This window comes from Maritalea myrionectae (assembly GCF_003433515.1).
GTDB classification, from domain to species: domain Bacteria; phylum Pseudomonadota; class Alphaproteobacteria; order Rhizobiales; family Devosiaceae; genus Maritalea; species Maritalea myrionectae.
In genome coordinates, this window is record NZ_CP021330.1 from 655,091 (window position 1) to 669,429 (window position 14,339).

At 52.4% G+C, this 14,339-nt stretch carries 15 protein-coding genes; 11 read left to right on the forward strand and 4 right to left on the reverse strand.

Annotated elements, in window-relative coordinates; genetic code table 11:
- Positions 1–69 precede the first annotated feature (69 nt).
- The 3 genes from hmgA to maiA are packed head-to-tail and all read left to right on the forward strand — an operon-like array spanning position 70 to position 3,088.
- Positions 70–1,410 carry a homogentisate 1,2-dioxygenase gene (gene hmgA, locus MXMO3_RS03275; RefSeq protein WP_117394930.1) on the forward strand — a complete coding sequence of 447 codons (1,341 nt, stop codon included), beginning with the start codon at positions 70–72 and terminating at the stop codon, positions 1,408–1,410.
- Positions 1,410–2,423: a fumarylacetoacetate hydrolase family protein gene (locus tag MXMO3_RS03280; RefSeq protein WP_117394931.1), complete on the forward strand. Its 1,014-nt coding sequence runs from the start codon at positions 1,410–1,412 to the stop codon at positions 2,421–2,423. The genes hmgA and MXMO3_RS03280 overlap by 1 nt, the downstream gene beginning before the upstream one ends.
- A 20-nt stretch (positions 2,424–2,443) precedes the next feature.
- Positions 2,444–3,088, forward strand: coding sequence for a maleylacetoacetate isomerase (gene maiA / locus MXMO3_RS03285; protein ID WP_117394932.1), 645 nt, complete (start codon positions 2,444–2,446; stop codon positions 3,086–3,088).
- A 155-nt stretch (positions 3,089–3,243) separates the two neighbouring features.
- On the opposite strand, the gene MXMO3_RS03290 is transcribed toward maiA, so the two are convergent.
- A complete protein-coding gene (locus MXMO3_RS03290; RefSeq protein ID WP_051213639.1) occupies positions 3,244–3,621 on the reverse strand; it encodes a DUF4189 domain-containing protein in 378 nt (125 codons plus the stop codon).
- 225 nt (positions 3,622–3,846) lie between these two features.
- Between MXMO3_RS03290 and MXMO3_RS03295 the strand changes: the two genes are divergently transcribed.
- The gene (locus MXMO3_RS03295) at positions 3,847–4,275 is read left to right on the forward strand and encodes a MarR family winged helix-turn-helix transcriptional regulator (protein ID WP_162889116.1); all 429 of its coding nucleotides are present in this window, start codon (positions 3,847–3,849) and stop codon (positions 4,273–4,275) included.
- A gap of 69 nt (positions 4,276–4,344) precedes the next feature.
- Positions 4,345–5,127: an SDR family NAD(P)-dependent oxidoreductase gene (locus tag MXMO3_RS03300; protein ID WP_117394934.1), complete on the forward strand. Its 783-nt coding sequence runs from the start codon at positions 4,345–4,347 to the stop codon at positions 5,125–5,127.
- 9 nt (positions 5,128–5,136) lie between these two features.
- Here MXMO3_RS03300 and MXMO3_RS03305 read toward each other — a convergent pair whose 3' ends face one another.
- Complete coding sequence (locus MXMO3_RS03305; protein ID WP_117394935.1) at positions 5,137–5,601, reverse strand: Lrp/AsnC family transcriptional regulator; 465 nt, start codon at positions 5,599–5,601, stop codon at positions 5,137–5,139.
- 131 nt (positions 5,602–5,732) lie between these two features.
- Here MXMO3_RS03305 and hppD point away from each other — a divergent pair, with 131 nt between their 5' ends.
- Both hppD and MXMO3_RS03315 read left to right on the forward strand, forming a co-directional pair.
- Positions 5,733–6,857 carry a 4-hydroxyphenylpyruvate dioxygenase gene (hppD, locus tag MXMO3_RS03310; RefSeq protein ID WP_117394936.1) on the forward strand — a complete coding sequence of 375 codons (1,125 nt, stop codon included), beginning with the start codon at positions 5,733–5,735 and terminating at the stop codon, positions 6,855–6,857.
- Between the two features lie 203 nt (positions 6,858–7,060).
- Positions 7,061–9,085 (forward strand): putative bifunctional diguanylate cyclase/phosphodiesterase, encoded by a 2,025-nt coding sequence (locus MXMO3_RS03315; RefSeq protein ID WP_117394937.1) that lies wholly within the window; start codon positions 7,061–7,063, stop codon positions 9,083–9,085.
- A 6-nt stretch (positions 9,086–9,091) separates the two neighbouring features.
- Here MXMO3_RS03315 and MXMO3_RS03320 read toward each other — a convergent pair whose 3' ends face one another.
- A complete protein-coding gene (locus MXMO3_RS03320; protein ID WP_205468068.1) occupies positions 9,092–9,991 on the reverse strand; it encodes a MurR/RpiR family transcriptional regulator in 900 nt (299 codons plus the stop codon).
- Between the two features lie 161 nt (positions 9,992–10,152).
- On the opposite strand from MXMO3_RS03320, the gene MXMO3_RS03325 reads away from it, so the two are divergent.
- From MXMO3_RS03325 to MXMO3_RS03340, 4 genes are all read left to right on the forward strand, one after another.
- Positions 10,153–10,659: a TRAP transporter small permease gene (locus MXMO3_RS03325; RefSeq protein ID WP_211198797.1), complete on the forward strand. Its 507-nt coding sequence runs from the start codon at positions 10,153–10,155 to the stop codon at positions 10,657–10,659.
- The gene (locus tag MXMO3_RS03330; RefSeq protein ID WP_027835078.1) at positions 10,656–11,936 is read left to right on the forward strand and encodes a TRAP transporter large permease; all 1,281 of its coding nucleotides are present in this window, start codon (positions 10,656–10,658) and stop codon (positions 11,934–11,936) included. The genes MXMO3_RS03325 and MXMO3_RS03330 overlap by 4 nt, the downstream gene beginning before the upstream one ends.
- Before the next feature lie 75 nt (positions 11,937–12,011).
- Positions 12,012–13,067 carry a TRAP transporter substrate-binding protein gene (locus MXMO3_RS03335; RefSeq protein WP_051213636.1) on the forward strand — a complete coding sequence of 352 codons (1,056 nt, stop codon included), beginning with the start codon at positions 12,012–12,014 and terminating at the stop codon, positions 13,065–13,067.
- A gap of 119 nt (positions 13,068–13,186) precedes the next feature.
- Positions 13,187–13,684 (forward strand): hypothetical protein, encoded by a 498-nt coding sequence (locus MXMO3_RS03340; protein WP_117394938.1) that lies wholly within the window; start codon positions 13,187–13,189, stop codon positions 13,682–13,684.
- A gap of 6 nt (positions 13,685–13,690) precedes the next feature.
- Here the strand turns inward: MXMO3_RS03340 and mctR are convergent, their stop codons facing one another.
- Complete coding sequence (gene mctR, locus MXMO3_RS03345; protein ID WP_027835075.1) at positions 13,691–14,329, reverse strand: two-component system response regulator MctR; 639 nt, start codon at positions 14,327–14,329, stop codon at positions 13,691–13,693.
- Positions 14,330–14,339 lie beyond the last annotated feature (10 nt).

Here is a 14,339-nt window from a genome sequence, read left to right on the forward strand (position 1 = left end):
TTATTGTTAGTTACATAGTCTATCGTTACTTATGCAACAAATTTTTTGCTCAAATGGAGACCGTCAATCATGAATGATAAGGTTAACAGTGTGTCTAATCAACTAAGCTATATGCCTGGTTTCGGCAACGACTTTGAAACCGAGTCATTGCCCGGTGCTCTGCCCCAAGGACAAAACAGCCCGCAAAAGTGCGCTTACGGCCTTTATGCGGAGCAATTGTCCGGCTCTCCGTTCACGGCACCACGCGGCACAAATGAGCGCTCTTGGCTCTATCGTATTCGCCCAAGCGTGCGCCACACGACCCGTTTTAAGCCCGTGAAACTGGATTATTGGAAATCTGCGCCGCACAATCCGGATTGTGAAATGCCGATTGGCCAAACACGTTGGGACCCGGTGCCGATGCCGGACGAGCCCACCACTTTTATTGAAGGGGTGCGCACCATCACCACGGCGGGCGATGTGTTCACCCAAGTGGGTATGGCCAGCCATGTTTATGTGGCGAATAAGAGCATGGAAGATGATCATTTCTTCAATGCGGATGCCGAATTGCTGGTGGTGCCGGAAGTGGGCACGCTGCATATTTTCACCGAAATGGGCAAAATGGATGTGGCGCCTGGCGAAATCTGTGTGCTGCCGCGTGGCATGATTTTCAAGGTGGGCGTTGATGGCGCCAGCCGTGGCTATATGTGTGAAAATTATGGTGCGAAATTCACCCTGCCGGACCGCGGGCCAATTGGCGCGAACTGCTTGGCTAACCCGCGTGATTTCAAAACACCTGTCGCTGCCTTTGAAGAAAAAGAGACCGATTGCGCGGTCTATGTGAAATGGTGCGGCAAGTTTTATCGCACTGAAATTGGGCATTCGCCGCTGGACGTGGTGGCCTGGCACGGCAATTACACGCCGTATAAATATGATCTTTCGACCTATTCACCCGTGGGCGCGATTTTGTTCGATCACCCTGATCCATCAATCTTCACCGTGTTGACGGCGCCATCAGGCGAAGAGGGCACGGCCAATATTGACTTTGTGATTTTTCCACCGCGCTGGATGGTGGCAGAGCATACGTTCCGGCCCCCTTGGTATCACCGCAACATCATGTCGGAATTTATGGGGCTGATCCACGGCCAATATGATGCGAAGGAAGAGGGCTTTGTGCCAGGCGGGATGAGCCTGCACAATATGATGCTGCCGCACGGGCCGGATGCAATGGGCTTCGAAAAAGCGACACATTCGGAGCTTAAACCGACTAAACTTGAAAACACCATGGCCTTTATGTTTGAAACACGGTTCCCGCAGCTACTCACTGAATATGGCGCGAACCTTGAGACCATTCAGGACGACTACATTGATTGCTGGAAGGGCTTGAAAAAGCACTTTAACGGCACACCAGAAGGAGATTGGGACGAATAATGAAGCTTGCAACCTTAAAAAATGACACCCGGTATGGCGAACTTGTTGTGGTGAGCCGTGACCTTAAGAAATACATTTCCGCAAGCTCAATTGTTGGCACCATGCGCGAGGCGATCGACCATTGGGATGTGCACGCCCCGCAGTTGCAGGCGCTGTCTGACCAGTTGAATGATGGCGATGTGGCGGGCAAGGATTTTGACCCCACGCAGGCGATGGCGCCTTTGCCGAACCCTAGCCAGTGGGCTGATGGGTCGGCTTATGTCAACCATGTGGAACTGGTGCGCAAGGCGCGTGGCGCGGAATTGCCCGAGAGCTTTTGGGAAGACCCTTTAATGTATATGGGCGCACCGGACGCGATGCTTGGCGCGCATGATGATGTTGAAGTTGGCTCCGAGGATTGGGGCATCGACATGGAAGCCGAAATCGGCGTGATTTGTGATGACCTTGAGATGGGCTTGTCCTCTGAAGCGGCGGCCGACAAAATCAAATTATTGGTGCTCTTGAATGATGTGAGCTATCGCGCTTTGATCCCCGGTGAGTTGGCCAAAGGCTTTGGCTTTTTCCAATCTAAAGGGGCAACCGCCTTTGCGCCCGTCGCGATCACGCCGGACGAGTTGGGCGAGCATTGGCAAGACGGCAAAGTGCATCGCGACATGCTGGTGCATTATAATGGCGACGCGTTTGGCAAAGCCAATGCGGGCGTCGATATGACCTTCAATTTCCCGAAACTGGTGTCCCATGCGGCGAAAACCCGCCATGTGGCTGCTGGGGCGATTATTGGTTCAGGCACTGTATCGAACAAAGATAGCGATGGCACCCCGGGCAAGCCCGTTAAAGAGGGTGGCTTGGGCTATAGCTGCATTGCGGAAATTCGCATGATCGAAACCATTGATGAGGGCAAGCCCAGCACCGCGTTTATGAAGTTTGGCGACCAGGTGCGCATTGAGATGAAAAATGATGATGGCTCGTCCATTTTCGGTGCCGTTGACCAAAAGATCGTCAAATTCGGCTAAGACGGAAGGAGAGCGTCAGCATGTCTGAAATAGTTCTTTATGATTATTGGCGCTCGTCTGCCGCCTATCGGGTTCGCATTGCCCTGGGGTTGTGCGGGCTCGACTATAAGAGCGTGCCGGTCAATTTGCTGGAAGGCGAACATAAAAGCGAATCCTACCGGGCACTTAATCCGCAAGGGTTCGTGCCGACTATTGAGCTGGACGGCCTATTGTTCACCCAATCGCTGGCCATCATTGAATATTTGGCTGAACAGCATCCTGATGCTGGATTGCTGCCCGGTGATGCGTTGGATCGACAACGGGTGCGGGCGCTGTCCTATGCGATTGCTATGGATATTCATCCGGTTTGCAATTTAAGTGTTGCCAAATTTGCCCAATCCATTGCCGCAAAGCCGGAAGAGATGCCGGTGGCTTGGTTTCAGAAATTTATCGGTGAAGGCTTGGCGGCCTATGAGGGCATGTTGGCGCATCAATCACCTAGCAAGTTCTCGCTTGGCGATGTGCCGACCATGGCCGATATCTGCCTGATGCCGCAGCTTTATAATGCGCGGCGCTGGGAAGTGGACCTCTCCAAAATGCCGCGCATTCTGACGGTGGAAGAGAATTGCAACCGCAATGTCGCGTTTCAGGCGGCGCACTCGGACCAGCACGCCCCGCAGGGGTAGCTGGCCCCATTTGACCAAAAGATTTCCCACACTGCAGCTGTCGTCCTGGAATTGACTTTCTAAGGGCTCGACAATGTGCGGCTTACGGATCGTTCTATCTGGATCCCCGCCTTCGCGGGGATGACATAAGAATTGCTGGGTGCGGCTGTGCCTATCTATCGTGATGTACAGGCCCAGGTGGTGATGCGGCAATTGCGGTCGTTTGGCACGCAATAGGCAATGGCGCGGCTTTGGGCTTCTTGTTTGGACACATGCCAAGCCCAACCCCATCCACCGCTGTCGCCTTGCGCAATGGCGCCACAACTGTTGAAGAATGTTTTGATGGTGGTGCAATCGCCCTGACAACTATTCTGCACAGCTTGTGCTGCGGCTTGTTGCGAAGGGTAGTCATAAGCATTGCCCCAAGCGCCACCTGGCCCAACCCCGACGGCACCCCAGCAACGGCCGTTTGCACATGCTGCCATGGCCGACGATGGCAACACCGCCATCAACGCCATTGCCACAACTAAACTCAATCCCAAATAACGCCCCATAAGTCATCCCTCCATTGACTAAAATCCTTTTATATCAAGGGGTTCATAATTGGCAAGGCAAGGTGCAGCGTTTTTAGATACCCCACTAAGATGTGTTCTGTGACATGAATTAGGGAAATGCGGCAACGTTTTGTTGTGGCCAGCGCGCATCGACGGACACAATAATTTCGCCAGATGATTGACATTATGTTCCATGGACTATAAATAGCATCCATGGAACATAAAATGGAAAAAACAACGAAAATCTGTCGCGCTGACCAATTGGCGCTTAAGTTTTTACGCGCAGCCACCCAAATTCAGGGTGCGCTGGATGCAGATTTGGCGCCGTTTGATCTCAGCATGCAGCAGCTCAAGGTGCTGTCAATTCTGGCGGATTGTGAGGGGCGGCGGTCAAATGTGGGGCATATTAAATCGCAAATGAATGACCCCAATTCAAATGTCTCGCGGCTGCTGAATAAGTTGATGGACAAGCATTTGATTGAAAAGAAACGCGACGTGGACGACCAGCGTGTGGTGCATATCCAATTGACGGGTGCAGGGCTGTCCGCATTGAAGAAAGGCAAGTCGGTGATGGACCAGCATTTTGCCAAATTTGACCAGCTCAGCCCAGCGCAAGCGAAAACACTTGAAGAGGTGTTGGCGCTTCTCAGGTGAAGCGCCTCTTTTTTGATCCAAAAATAGTCCATGGAATATAATGCCATAACAAATAAATAGGATAAGAGAATGAATGAAAAAATTGCAGTGGTGACCGGGTCTTACTCCGGCATTGGTTCGGCGTTATGCCATTTGCTCGCGGCAGACGGGTTTGAGCTTTTGTTGCTCAATCGGGATAAAGGCAAAAGCGAAAAGCAGATTGCGCAATTGGGGAAAAAGTTTCCGCGCTTGAAAGTGAGATATTGGCAAGTGGATTTGGCTGACGGCGCAGCGGTGCGGGCGGCCGCGATTAAAATTGCCGGTCAATATATGAAGCTTTCGCATCTCTTTTTAAATGCGGGCTGGATCGGGACGCGGTTTGAGCAAAATGCTGCAGGACAGGATATGAATTTTGCCGTGAATGTGGTGGCCAATTATGTGTTGGTGCAGCTTTTGCGCCCCAGCCTGGAGCGCGGCAAGGGTGTCGTTGTGGCGTCAGGCTCTGGCGCGCGCCGCATGGTCAAACAAAAAGCGCTGGATGATGTGCTGAACCTGTCGCACAAAAAAGGCATGGCCGCCTATGCTCAATCAAAACAGGCGCTGACGGATCTTTTTGCGGCGCTCAGCGCGGATTTTGCCCAAAGTGACATTGCGCTAAAAGTTGTCGACTTGCCGCCGACCAAAACCGCCATGGCCAAAAGCACCGCGGTGCCGGGTATTATGCGCGCCTTTTCGTTTTTCTTTGTCGCGCCGGAAAAAACCGCACAAAAACTTTATCTCGCTGCGCTAGAGAAAGGAGCGAATAAGTCTCGGCCGCCGACGGAGGCAGAAGCAGAATTGTTGGATAAGGTCGCAGCTATGACCGCGCTTTAGCGTGCCACCTTATTGCACAGGCAAAGCGCTGGTTTCTTTCAGCGTTTCCAGCACAATCGAGGTTTTGACGTGTTGCACCGACTCGTGTGGCAGCAGCACGTCATTCACAAATTGCCGGAGCCCGTTCAGATCAGGCGAAACCACTTTGATGAAATAGTCCATCTCGCCGGTGAGGGCGTGTGCTTCGAGCACTTCCGGCAAATCGGAGATCAACGCGGCGAACCGTTTTGCATTGCCCCGGTTATGTGTGGCCAAGGTCACATTGATGATGGTGACGATGCTGAGCTTGAGATTGTCGCGGTCCAAATGGGCGTGATAGCCCGAAATAATGCCCTCATCTTCCAGGCGGGCACGGCGGCGTGAGCATTGCGAGGCGCTCAGATTAACGCGCTCGGAGAGCTCGTTGTTGGTGAGCCGCGCATCTTGCTGCAGGTGCCCAAGGATTCTCTTGTCGTAATTGTCTAGCTCGCTCATTTTGTGCGCCAATCGATAATTATATGCGTGTTTCATGCAAAATATAATGCTGGGCTGCTGAAATCGCAAGCACATTGCAGCTGGTGTGCGTCATAATGATTGTCAGACAGTTTTTGATAGGGAGAATAAATATGGGTCCGTTTCCACACGACGCACCACCAGCAGAGATCACCAAAGAGAATCCGGCCGGCACGGACGGTTTCGAATTTGTTGAATATGCGCATGACGAGCCGGAAAAGCTCGAAGCATTGTTCACCAAGATGGGTTACACCCCAGTTGCCAAGCATAAGACGAAAAACATCACCGTTTGGCGCCAAGGTGACATCAACTACATTCTGAACGGCGAAAAAGACAGCTTTGGCGGTCGCTTTGTTGATTTGCACGGCCCTTGCGCGCCGTCTATGGCGTGGCGGGTTGTTGATGCACAACATGCGTTCGACCATGCAGTGAAAAATGGTGCTGAGCCTTATGAAGGCGACGACAAGTCCATCGATGCGCCGGCGATTTTGGGCATTGGCGGTTCATTGCTCTATTTCATCGAGAAATATGGCGACAAGGGTTCAGCCTATGAGGATGAATTTGAGTGGCTCGGTGAGGCCAACCCACGTCCTGAAGGCGTTGGGTTCTATTATCTCGACCACCTGACCCACAATGTGTTCCGTGGCAATATGGACAAATGGTGGGATTTCTACCGTGATTTGTTCAACTTCACGCAAATCCACTTCTTCGACATTGATGGCCGGATCACAGGCTTGACCAGCCGCGCGATCACATCGCCTTGTGGCAAGATCCGCATTCCGCTGAATGAGTCAAAAGACGACACCAGCCAGATCGAAGAATATCTGAAGAAGTATAAAGGCGAAGGCATTCAGCACATCGCGGTGGGTTGTGACGATATTTATGATTGCACCGACAAACTGGCTGAAAATGAACTCAAGTTCATGCCGGGGCCACCACAGACTTATTACGACATGTCCTATGATCGGGTGAACGGCCATGATGAGCCGATTGACCGGATGTCCAAGCACGGCATTTTGATCGATGGCGAAGGCGTGATCGATGGTGGCATGACCAAGATCTTGCTGCAAATCTTCTCGAAAACCGTGATCGGCCCGATCTTCTTTGAGTTTATTCAGCGCAAAGGCGATGAAGGCTTTGGTGAAGGCAATTTCCGTGCTCTGTTCGAGTCCATCGAGCGGGAACAAATTGAACGTGGCGTGCTTAAAGCAGAAGAATCTGTAACCGCCGCGGAATAATAAAAGACTATCTAGGGGTTTTAAGAAGGCGCGCCTGTTGGGCGCGCCTTTTTTTGGTGCAAAAAGACCCTGGGGTGAGTGTTTGTAATTAGTTGAATTGTTAAACAGCTGAATTTAAACACAAATATTCGGGATTTAAACAATTGTGTAATAAAGTTGTCTGATGATCTGCCAATGATTTTTTGCGTATTTTGGATGCAACGATGAGCCGCTGGGGATTTATTGCCTCAATTATTTCTATTGTGAGCGCCTTCTGTGTGTTGGTGATCATCGCTTCATCTATGTCTCCACTTTTGGTCCAAAAACTTAGCGACCTTGACGCCAAACAATTGGCCAGAAAATCTGCCATTTCCTTGCGAACCGAGTTTGATTTACCCGGCGAACTTTCGCCGCTTCGGCTTGATCCTGTTGAATATCTGGTCGACCAGTTCGTCGTGAAAACAGAACCACAAACAGTGCCTCAGCATGATGTTTTTGATCCGCTCAGCTTTGATCAATCCAGCCATTTCGGCACGGTTTCGGGTTATGCCGTGTTCACCCGATTTGGCCAGTTGACCATTGCCGGGGGCAGGCCAGTGATGCGTGATCTTACTGATGTCGCTTTTGAAGAAGCGGTGCAAGCCACCCTATCAAGTCGACGGACGCGCATATTTGAACTGCCCAGTGATGAGGTTAGCCATGATGGCGTGCCGGTGGCTGTGTTGATCCCGCTTGAGCGGCTTGGCATGCCGCGCGGGGTGGTCAGCATTGAAATCAGGCGCGACCCTGTCGGGCATTTGATGGTGCGTGGGGTGCAGTTTTCATCGCAGATGACCTCTGTGGTTTTGGTGGTTTTGGCCTTTTTTGTGCTGGCGCTGCTGTCCTATTGGGGGCGTCAACGGCGCATTGCGGAACGCCAAGCGATCCATCTGGCAGATTATGACCCCCTGACTGGCTTACCAAACCGCCGCAAGTTTCGTCGTGATGTGATGGTGAAATTGCAGCAAGCCCGCTGGGAAAAGCGAAGTTTCAACTTATTCAGCCTTGATGTGGATTCCTTCAAGCAGGTGAATGATTTTTACGGTCATGAAGCAGGCGATCGTCTTTTGGTGGTCGCCGCAAAACGGCTTAACAACACGCTGGGACAATTGGGGCAGGTCTATCGCTTATCCGGTGATGAATTTGTGGCCATTTGTTGGGCTGATGGGGTGCCGACGCCTGCAGAGGCGGCAGAACAGTTTTACCAGCTCATGCAACGGCATATTACGACCGACCATGCGCGATTTACCGCCACAATCAGTGCGGGGAGTGCGAACTTCCCCAAAGATAGCCGCACGGTTGATGGGCTGAGCAAATGTGCAGACCTGGCGCTCTATGATGCGAAGGCATCGGGCCCGGGGCATTATGTGCAATTCAAACAAGAGCTACAAACGGCGCAAGATGATCGATTTTTGCTGCAGCGCGAGCTTGAGACCGCGCTGGAAACAAACAGCCTTGAAGTGGCCTTCCAGCCTCTTGTGCGTGCGGAGGATCGGCGCATTATTGGGTTTGAAGCCTTGTGCCGCTGGCCGCATCCTCGATTGGGAAGTGTCAGCCCGGCGGAATTTATTCCCCTGGCCGAGACGTCAGGCTTGATTGGGCAACTCACCGAACAGGTGCTGACGCGGTCCTGTCAGGCGGCGCTGCATTGGCCAAGTGAAATGCGGTTGGCCGTCAATATTTCACCTGTGCTGTTGCGAAGCGAGGATTTTGTCCACGACATTGCGCGTATATTGCAGAGCACAGGGCTGCCAGCGGATCGGCTGGAGGTAGAGATCACCGAGGGTGTCTTTGTTTATGATACCACTCGCGTTGTCAGCCATCTTGATGCGCTGCGGGCGCTGGGTGTGCGGGTGGCGATGGATGATTTCGGCACGGGATATTCGAGCCTAAATTATTTGACCCGACTGCCAATCAATAAGCTGAAAATTGACAAGAGCTTTGTGGCGCGCCTGGGCGAAAACAAAGCAAATGATGCGGTGGTGAGCTGCGTTGTGGGGCTGGCAAAGTCACTTGGCATTCGCACGACAGCAGAAGGGGTGGAAACCGAAGCCCAAGCCGAATTGTTGAGTGCGGTTGGCTGTGACAGTTTTCAGGGCTATTTGTTTGGTCGGCCCACGTCTGACCCGATGGCCATGATTGTGGCTGAATGTAAAGCGACCCCAAAGCACCGCGCCGTGGAGCAGTCGCTCAGTTCAAATGTTGCCTAGGCTGAGTTAGTCGCCAACCGGTTGAGGGCCTGTGTTGCCATGCAAGGCCGTTAGGCTGGAGCGGATGCGCCGTAAATTTTCCTTAGTGTGTTCGGGGCGTTGGCGCGCCACTGTTGCGGCCAAAATATCGATCGTGGCGAGAAAGACCAGCCGCGACGCCGTGGGCTTATAGATATCCGGATCTTCCGGCAGACTAAGGCCAATGGTGAAATCGCAAGCGCGGGCCAATGGCGAATCTGGCTTTGTGAGGGCCAACGTTTTGGCACCATATTGCCGGGCCACTTTGGCACTATCAATGTTGGATCGGGGCAGGCCCGTGGCCGAGATAAACACCATGATGTCTTGTGGCGTCAACGTTGCGGCATGCATGCGCTGCAAATAGGCATCAGAGACAGCATTGGCCGCAAACCCAAGGCGGAAAAAGCGATTGGCTGCATCGAAGGCAACGGTTGTTGACCCGCCGCCGACACCGCAAAAAATGATCTTTTGTGCGGCGTTGATAAGATCGGCCGCGGTCTTAATCGCTTCCTCATTCAATTGCGACCGGGCCACATTGGCCGTGACATAGAAGGTTTGGAACACCTGATCGATCAGGTTCTTCTGATCACTTTCCGGGTCATTGCCCGAGACCAGATATTGCAAACTCACTGCGACATTTTGCGCCAAACGGATTTTGAAATCACGATAGCCGGTGCAGCCAAGGGTGCGGCAGAATCGAATGACCGTGGGCTCAGATACCTCACACGCTGCGGCCAAACTGGCCACTGACATGTCGCTCACCTGCTCCAGATTGTTCAACACATAGCTGGCCACTCGCTGCTCACGTGTATTGTAGCTGCCGTCCTTTTGACGGATCTGCGAAATAATATCCAATGCGGTATCGCCCATAATATTGCTAAAAATCATGCGCCGCGGCGCACGAATTTCCTCCTCAAATATGAAACATGATTCGCCCAATTCGGCGTCAAAAATCCCTAATTCTGATATTAAACTACAAAAAACGTACTTTACAATGCGTTTTTTATCCCATAATTGTAGTTTTGCTACATTATGTGATTGGAGGGCATATGTCTGCATTGGCAGGACGACTAAGCGCAGGGCTGAACTGGGGGGTGGAACGATTTGTTGCGATTCTCATGGCCTTGCTTGTGCTTGATGTCTGGATCGGCGTTGTCGACCGCTACCTGTTCCACTGGCAATTGCCCTGGCCTGAAGTTGTGGCGCGTTATTTGATGATTTGGGCCGCCATGTTGGCGATCTCTGCGGGGATTGCACGGCGCGAACATATCGGGCTGCACGCCCTTATTTCAAAGGCGCCGGAAGGGTTGCGCCGCATCATCTTGCTTGGCCTCGATCTGGTGACCTTTTTGCTGTTCTTCTATGTGTTTTGGTACGGCATCGGCTTCGCCCAAACGGGCGGCAATCGACAGGCCATGATTTTTGGCATGACCTTGCTGGTGCCCTTTGCCGCGATCCCAGTATCTGCCGCTATTTGCGCAATCCAAACCCTTTTGGTGGCCATCCGTGATCAAGGCGCGCTGATCGTGCCCAACTCTGAGGGGATGGTGGAATGATTATTGCGCTCGCATTTGTTGGACTTGTTATTCTGGGGTTGCCGATCGGGTTTGCGCTGGGCGCAGCCGGGGTGATCGGGCTTTATCAAATTGGCGGCGATAATTTCGTCGCGCTGGGGCCGGGCAAAATGTTCAACGGCCTCAATATTTTCCCATTTCTGGCGATGCCATTCTTCATTCTCGCTGGCGAGATTATGAACCATACGGGCATCACATCCCGCTTGGTGATGTTGGCGCAAGTGCTGGTCGGGCATTTCCGAGGGGGGTTGGCCCATACCAATATGTTGGCGTCAGTGTTCTTTGCTGGGCTGACCGGTTCAGCCACGGCCGACGCTGCAGCCTTTGGCAAAACCTTGGTGCCTTCTATGGTGGAGCGTGGTTATCGGCGCGATTATGCCTGCGCTGTGACTGCCGCCGGGTCGATCATTGGGCCGACCATTCCGCCTTCAGGCTTGATGGTGGTTTATGGCTCCTTGATGGGGGTTTCAATTGGCGGGTTGTTCGCTGCCGGATTGTTGCCAGGCTTGATCATTTGCGCCGTGTGTATGGCGGTGATCGCCATTGGCGCGCGGGCCAACAATTTGCCGCAAAGCGAAGAGCGCGCACGGCTGCCACAAATTTGGGCGACCTTTAAAGAGTCTATTTTGGCGCTGTTTATGCCCATCATTATTCTGGGTGGCATCTTGGGCGGCATTGTTACGCCAACAGAAGCGGCGTCGATTGCGGTTGGTTATGCCTTGTTTATCGGTGTTTTTGTCTACCGCAAGATCAGCATGGACGACATGGTCAAAATGCTGATCCGCACGGCGCGGGTCACTGGCGTGATCTTTGTGATTATCGCCTTTGCCTCCATCGTTGGCTGGTATCTCAGCTTCAACCAGATTCCACAATTGGTGGCCAATTCCATTCTTGGGGTTTCGGACAATCGCTATGTGGTGATTGCCCTGATCATCGGCCTTTTGTTGGTGATTGGCATGGTGATGGACATCACCGCGATCCTGATCATTCTGGCGCCTGTTCTGGTGCCGCTGACCGCAGCGATTGGGCTGGAACCTATTCATGCAGGCATCATCTTTGTGCTGGCGCTCAACATCTCATTGATGACGCCACCTGTGGGCGCTTGTCTGTTCGTCTTGTCCTCGGTGACCGGGGAACCGCTTGAACGCATTACCGCAAAGCTTTGGCCGTTTTTGTTGGCGGAAGTGGCGGTGCTGTTTGTGTTCGCCTTCTTCGAAGATTTGGCGCTGTTGATGCCGCGATTGCTTGGATTTGCTTAGGGCAGGGACTGCCTAAAGCGAACGGTTTGCGCCCCACCGTCAAACATCTGGGGCGTATTTGAAAGGGAGTGAAATATGACTTTGAAAAAATTAGCACTTGGATTGACTTTGGGGGCCGCCATTGTGGGGGCAGCAAGTTCTGCGTTTGCCGACACTAAATTGCTCAAATTTGCCCACGACAACAAAACCGATCCATTTGAAAACCCGGCGCATGCGTGTACGGCTGTTTTTGCAAATATCGTGGAAGCAGACACCAATGGCTCAATCGATGTTGAAGTTTATCCTTCAAACCAGTTGGGTTCTGCGGCTGAGCATGTGCAGTTCATCCAGGACAATGTTGTGCAAGCGACTTTGACTTCAACAGGTGCGATTTCATCTTACTATCCGCGCATCGACGTGTTGAACCTGGCGTTCGCGTTTGACCACAATGCGGCAACTTACGAAGTGTTTGACGGCCCGTTCGGCCAGGCGTTGGCAGCGGATATTGAAGCCAGCATTCCAAACACCAAAGTTTTGGGCTTCCCGGATACAGGTGGCTTCTTCGCCATCACCAACTCAAAGCGTCCGATTGAAACATTGGAAGACTTTGAAGGCATCCGCGTGCGCACCATGACGTTGCCATCACACCAGAAAATCATTCAGGCGATGGGCGGCGAAGCCTATCCATTGTCTTGGGGTGAGGTTTATTCAGGTCTGCAAACTGGCGTGATCGACGGCCAGATGAACCCTGTGCCGATCATTTCGTTCGCGAACTTCTCTGAAGTTCAGGACTATATGACCCTGACCAATCACTTGTTCTCACCCTACACCTTCATGATGTCAAAAGACTTCTGGGATTCATTGAACGACCATGAAAAGCGCGTTGTGAATTATGCGGCTGAAAGCTGTGTGACCGCGAGCCGTGGCTTGAGCCGGATCATCGAAGCTTCTGACCGTGGCTTGGCTGGCTTGATGGACAAGATCGAAGTGACAGCATTGTCTGCTGAAGCACGTGAAGAGTTCAAAGCAGCGGCGCAACCTGCTGTGTTGAAGCATGTGGAAGAAGAGTTGGGTGAAGAAGGCGTTGCGCTTTTGAACCAGTTTAAAGACGCTGTTGAGGGCGCCAACAATTCTACATATTTGGCTGACTAAGCATTCTTTCCCTAAGAGTGTAACTTAAGCGGGCCTTCGGGCCCGCTTTTTTTGTTTGATATACATCATAAGGCGCGGTCGCATTTTGCTGTAGTTTTCCTCGGAGCGAGGGGGCGTTGATGGGACATCTGACAATTTATTTGCGCAGCTGTATCTGGCTTTGGGTGCCACCACTTTTGGCGAGCTTTGCCTTTTGGCCGCACCTTGGTGTCGCCTATCAGCCGGAAGAGTTTTGGCGGGACATCCCAGTGCTGTTGGGCATGGTCGAAAATGTGACCCGCATTTGCATAATCGCGTTTTCGACGATCATGGTGATTAATTGGTGTACGCGACCGCAGCGTATCGGCTTTCTGATCTATGCTGTGGGGATTGCACTTTATGTTGCCTGCCAATGGATTATTGTGAGCGCGCCAACCGGATGGTGGGCCACAAGTTTGATTGGATTTCTCGCGCCTTCCTATACGCCGCTGATCTGGATTTTCGGAATTGGCCTGATCGGGGATCAGTCGATGATCCCGCAATTGGCGCGGCCACGTTTGTATTTTTGGGTGTTGGCCGGCATTTTTTTAAGCGCGCATATTGCCCATGCGTCTTTGGTGTTTTCACGCCTTTATTGAGGCGCTTCAGCCAATCAGGCCATTGGAGATGGCATATTTGGTGAGGCCCGCCGTGGTGGAGATGCCCAGTTTTTTCTTGATGTTTTTGCGATGGGTTTCCACGGTGCGCACGGATATTTCGAGCTTTTCTGCCACTTCTCGATTGGAGACGCCTTCGGCCACCAACAGCAAGACGGCCTGCTCACGGGTGGTGAGCGGCGTTTCGATATCTGACTTGGGTTTATCGGCCATTAGGGCCTGCGCCGCGCCGGTGGAAAAATAGGTGCCGCCCGATGCGACCTTTTCGATGGCGTGGACGATCTCATCAGTAGAGACATCTTTGAGCAAATAGCCGGACGCGCCATACATGGTGGAAGTGGAGATATATTCCCGACTGTCGTGCATGGAGAGCATCAAAAGCCGAGTGTGGGGCAATTGCTCTTTAAAAACCTCGATGGCATCGATGCCATTCATTTCCGGCATGTTGATGTCCATCAACACCACATCAGGTTTGCCCGCGAGCGCGATTTTGAGGCCCTCTTTAGCGGACGGGGCGGCGCCCAAAACTTCAATATGGCCAAATGTTTCCAGCACGGAGCGGATGCCTTCCAAAACCAAAGGATGGTCATCAATCAATATGATCTTGATGGGAGTGGATCGGCTCATCGAATTACCC

Bases quoted from the DNA above. Each gene is read 5' to 3' on its own strand.
- MXMO3_RS03335 (WP_051213636.1), top strand. From the start codon at position 12,012: ATGACTTTGAAAAAATTAGCACTTGGATTGACTTTGGGGGCCGCCATT.
- MXMO3_RS03290 (WP_051213639.1), bottom strand. From the start codon at position 3,621: ATGGGGCGTTATTTGGGATTGAGTTTAGTTGTGGCAATGGCGTTGATG.
- MXMO3_RS03320 (WP_205468068.1), bottom strand. From the start codon at position 9,991: ATGATTTTTAGCAATATTATGGGCGATACCGCATTGGATATTATTTCG.
- MXMO3_RS03295 (WP_162889116.1), top strand. From the start codon at position 3,847: ATGGAAAAAACAACGAAAATCTGTCGCGCTGACCAATTGGCGCTTAAG.
- mctR (WP_027835075.1), bottom strand. From the start codon at position 14,329: ATGAGCCGATCCACTCCCATCAAGATCATATTGATTGATGACCATCCT.
- MXMO3_RS03330 (WP_027835078.1), top strand. From the start codon at position 10,656: ATGATTATTGCGCTCGCATTTGTTGGACTTGTTATTCTGGGGTTGCCG.
- hppD (WP_117394936.1), top strand. From the start codon at position 5,733: ATGGGTCCGTTTCCACACGACGCACCACCAGCAGAGATCACCAAAGAG.
- MXMO3_RS03280 (WP_117394931.1), top strand. From the start codon at position 1,410: ATGAAGCTTGCAACCTTAAAAAATGACACCCGGTATGGCGAACTTGTT.
- maiA (WP_117394932.1), top strand. From the start codon at position 2,444: ATGTCTGAAATAGTTCTTTATGATTATTGGCGCTCGTCTGCCGCCTAT.
- MXMO3_RS03325 (WP_211198797.1), top strand. From the start codon at position 10,153: ATGTCTGCATTGGCAGGACGACTAAGCGCAGGGCTGAACTGGGGGGTG.
- MXMO3_RS03305 (WP_117394935.1), bottom strand. From the start codon at position 5,601: ATGAGCGAGCTAGACAATTACGACAAGAGAATCCTTGGGCACCTGCAG.
- MXMO3_RS03340 (WP_117394938.1), top strand. From the start codon at position 13,187: ATGGGACATCTGACAATTTATTTGCGCAGCTGTATCTGGCTTTGGGTG.
- hmgA (WP_117394930.1), top strand. From the start codon at position 70: ATGAATGATAAGGTTAACAGTGTGTCTAATCAACTAAGCTATATGCCT.
- MXMO3_RS03315 (WP_117394937.1), top strand. From the start codon at position 7,061: ATGAGCCGCTGGGGATTTATTGCCTCAATTATTTCTATTGTGAGCGCC.
- MXMO3_RS03300 (WP_117394934.1), top strand. From the start codon at position 4,345: ATGAATGAAAAAATTGCAGTGGTGACCGGGTCTTACTCCGGCATTGGT.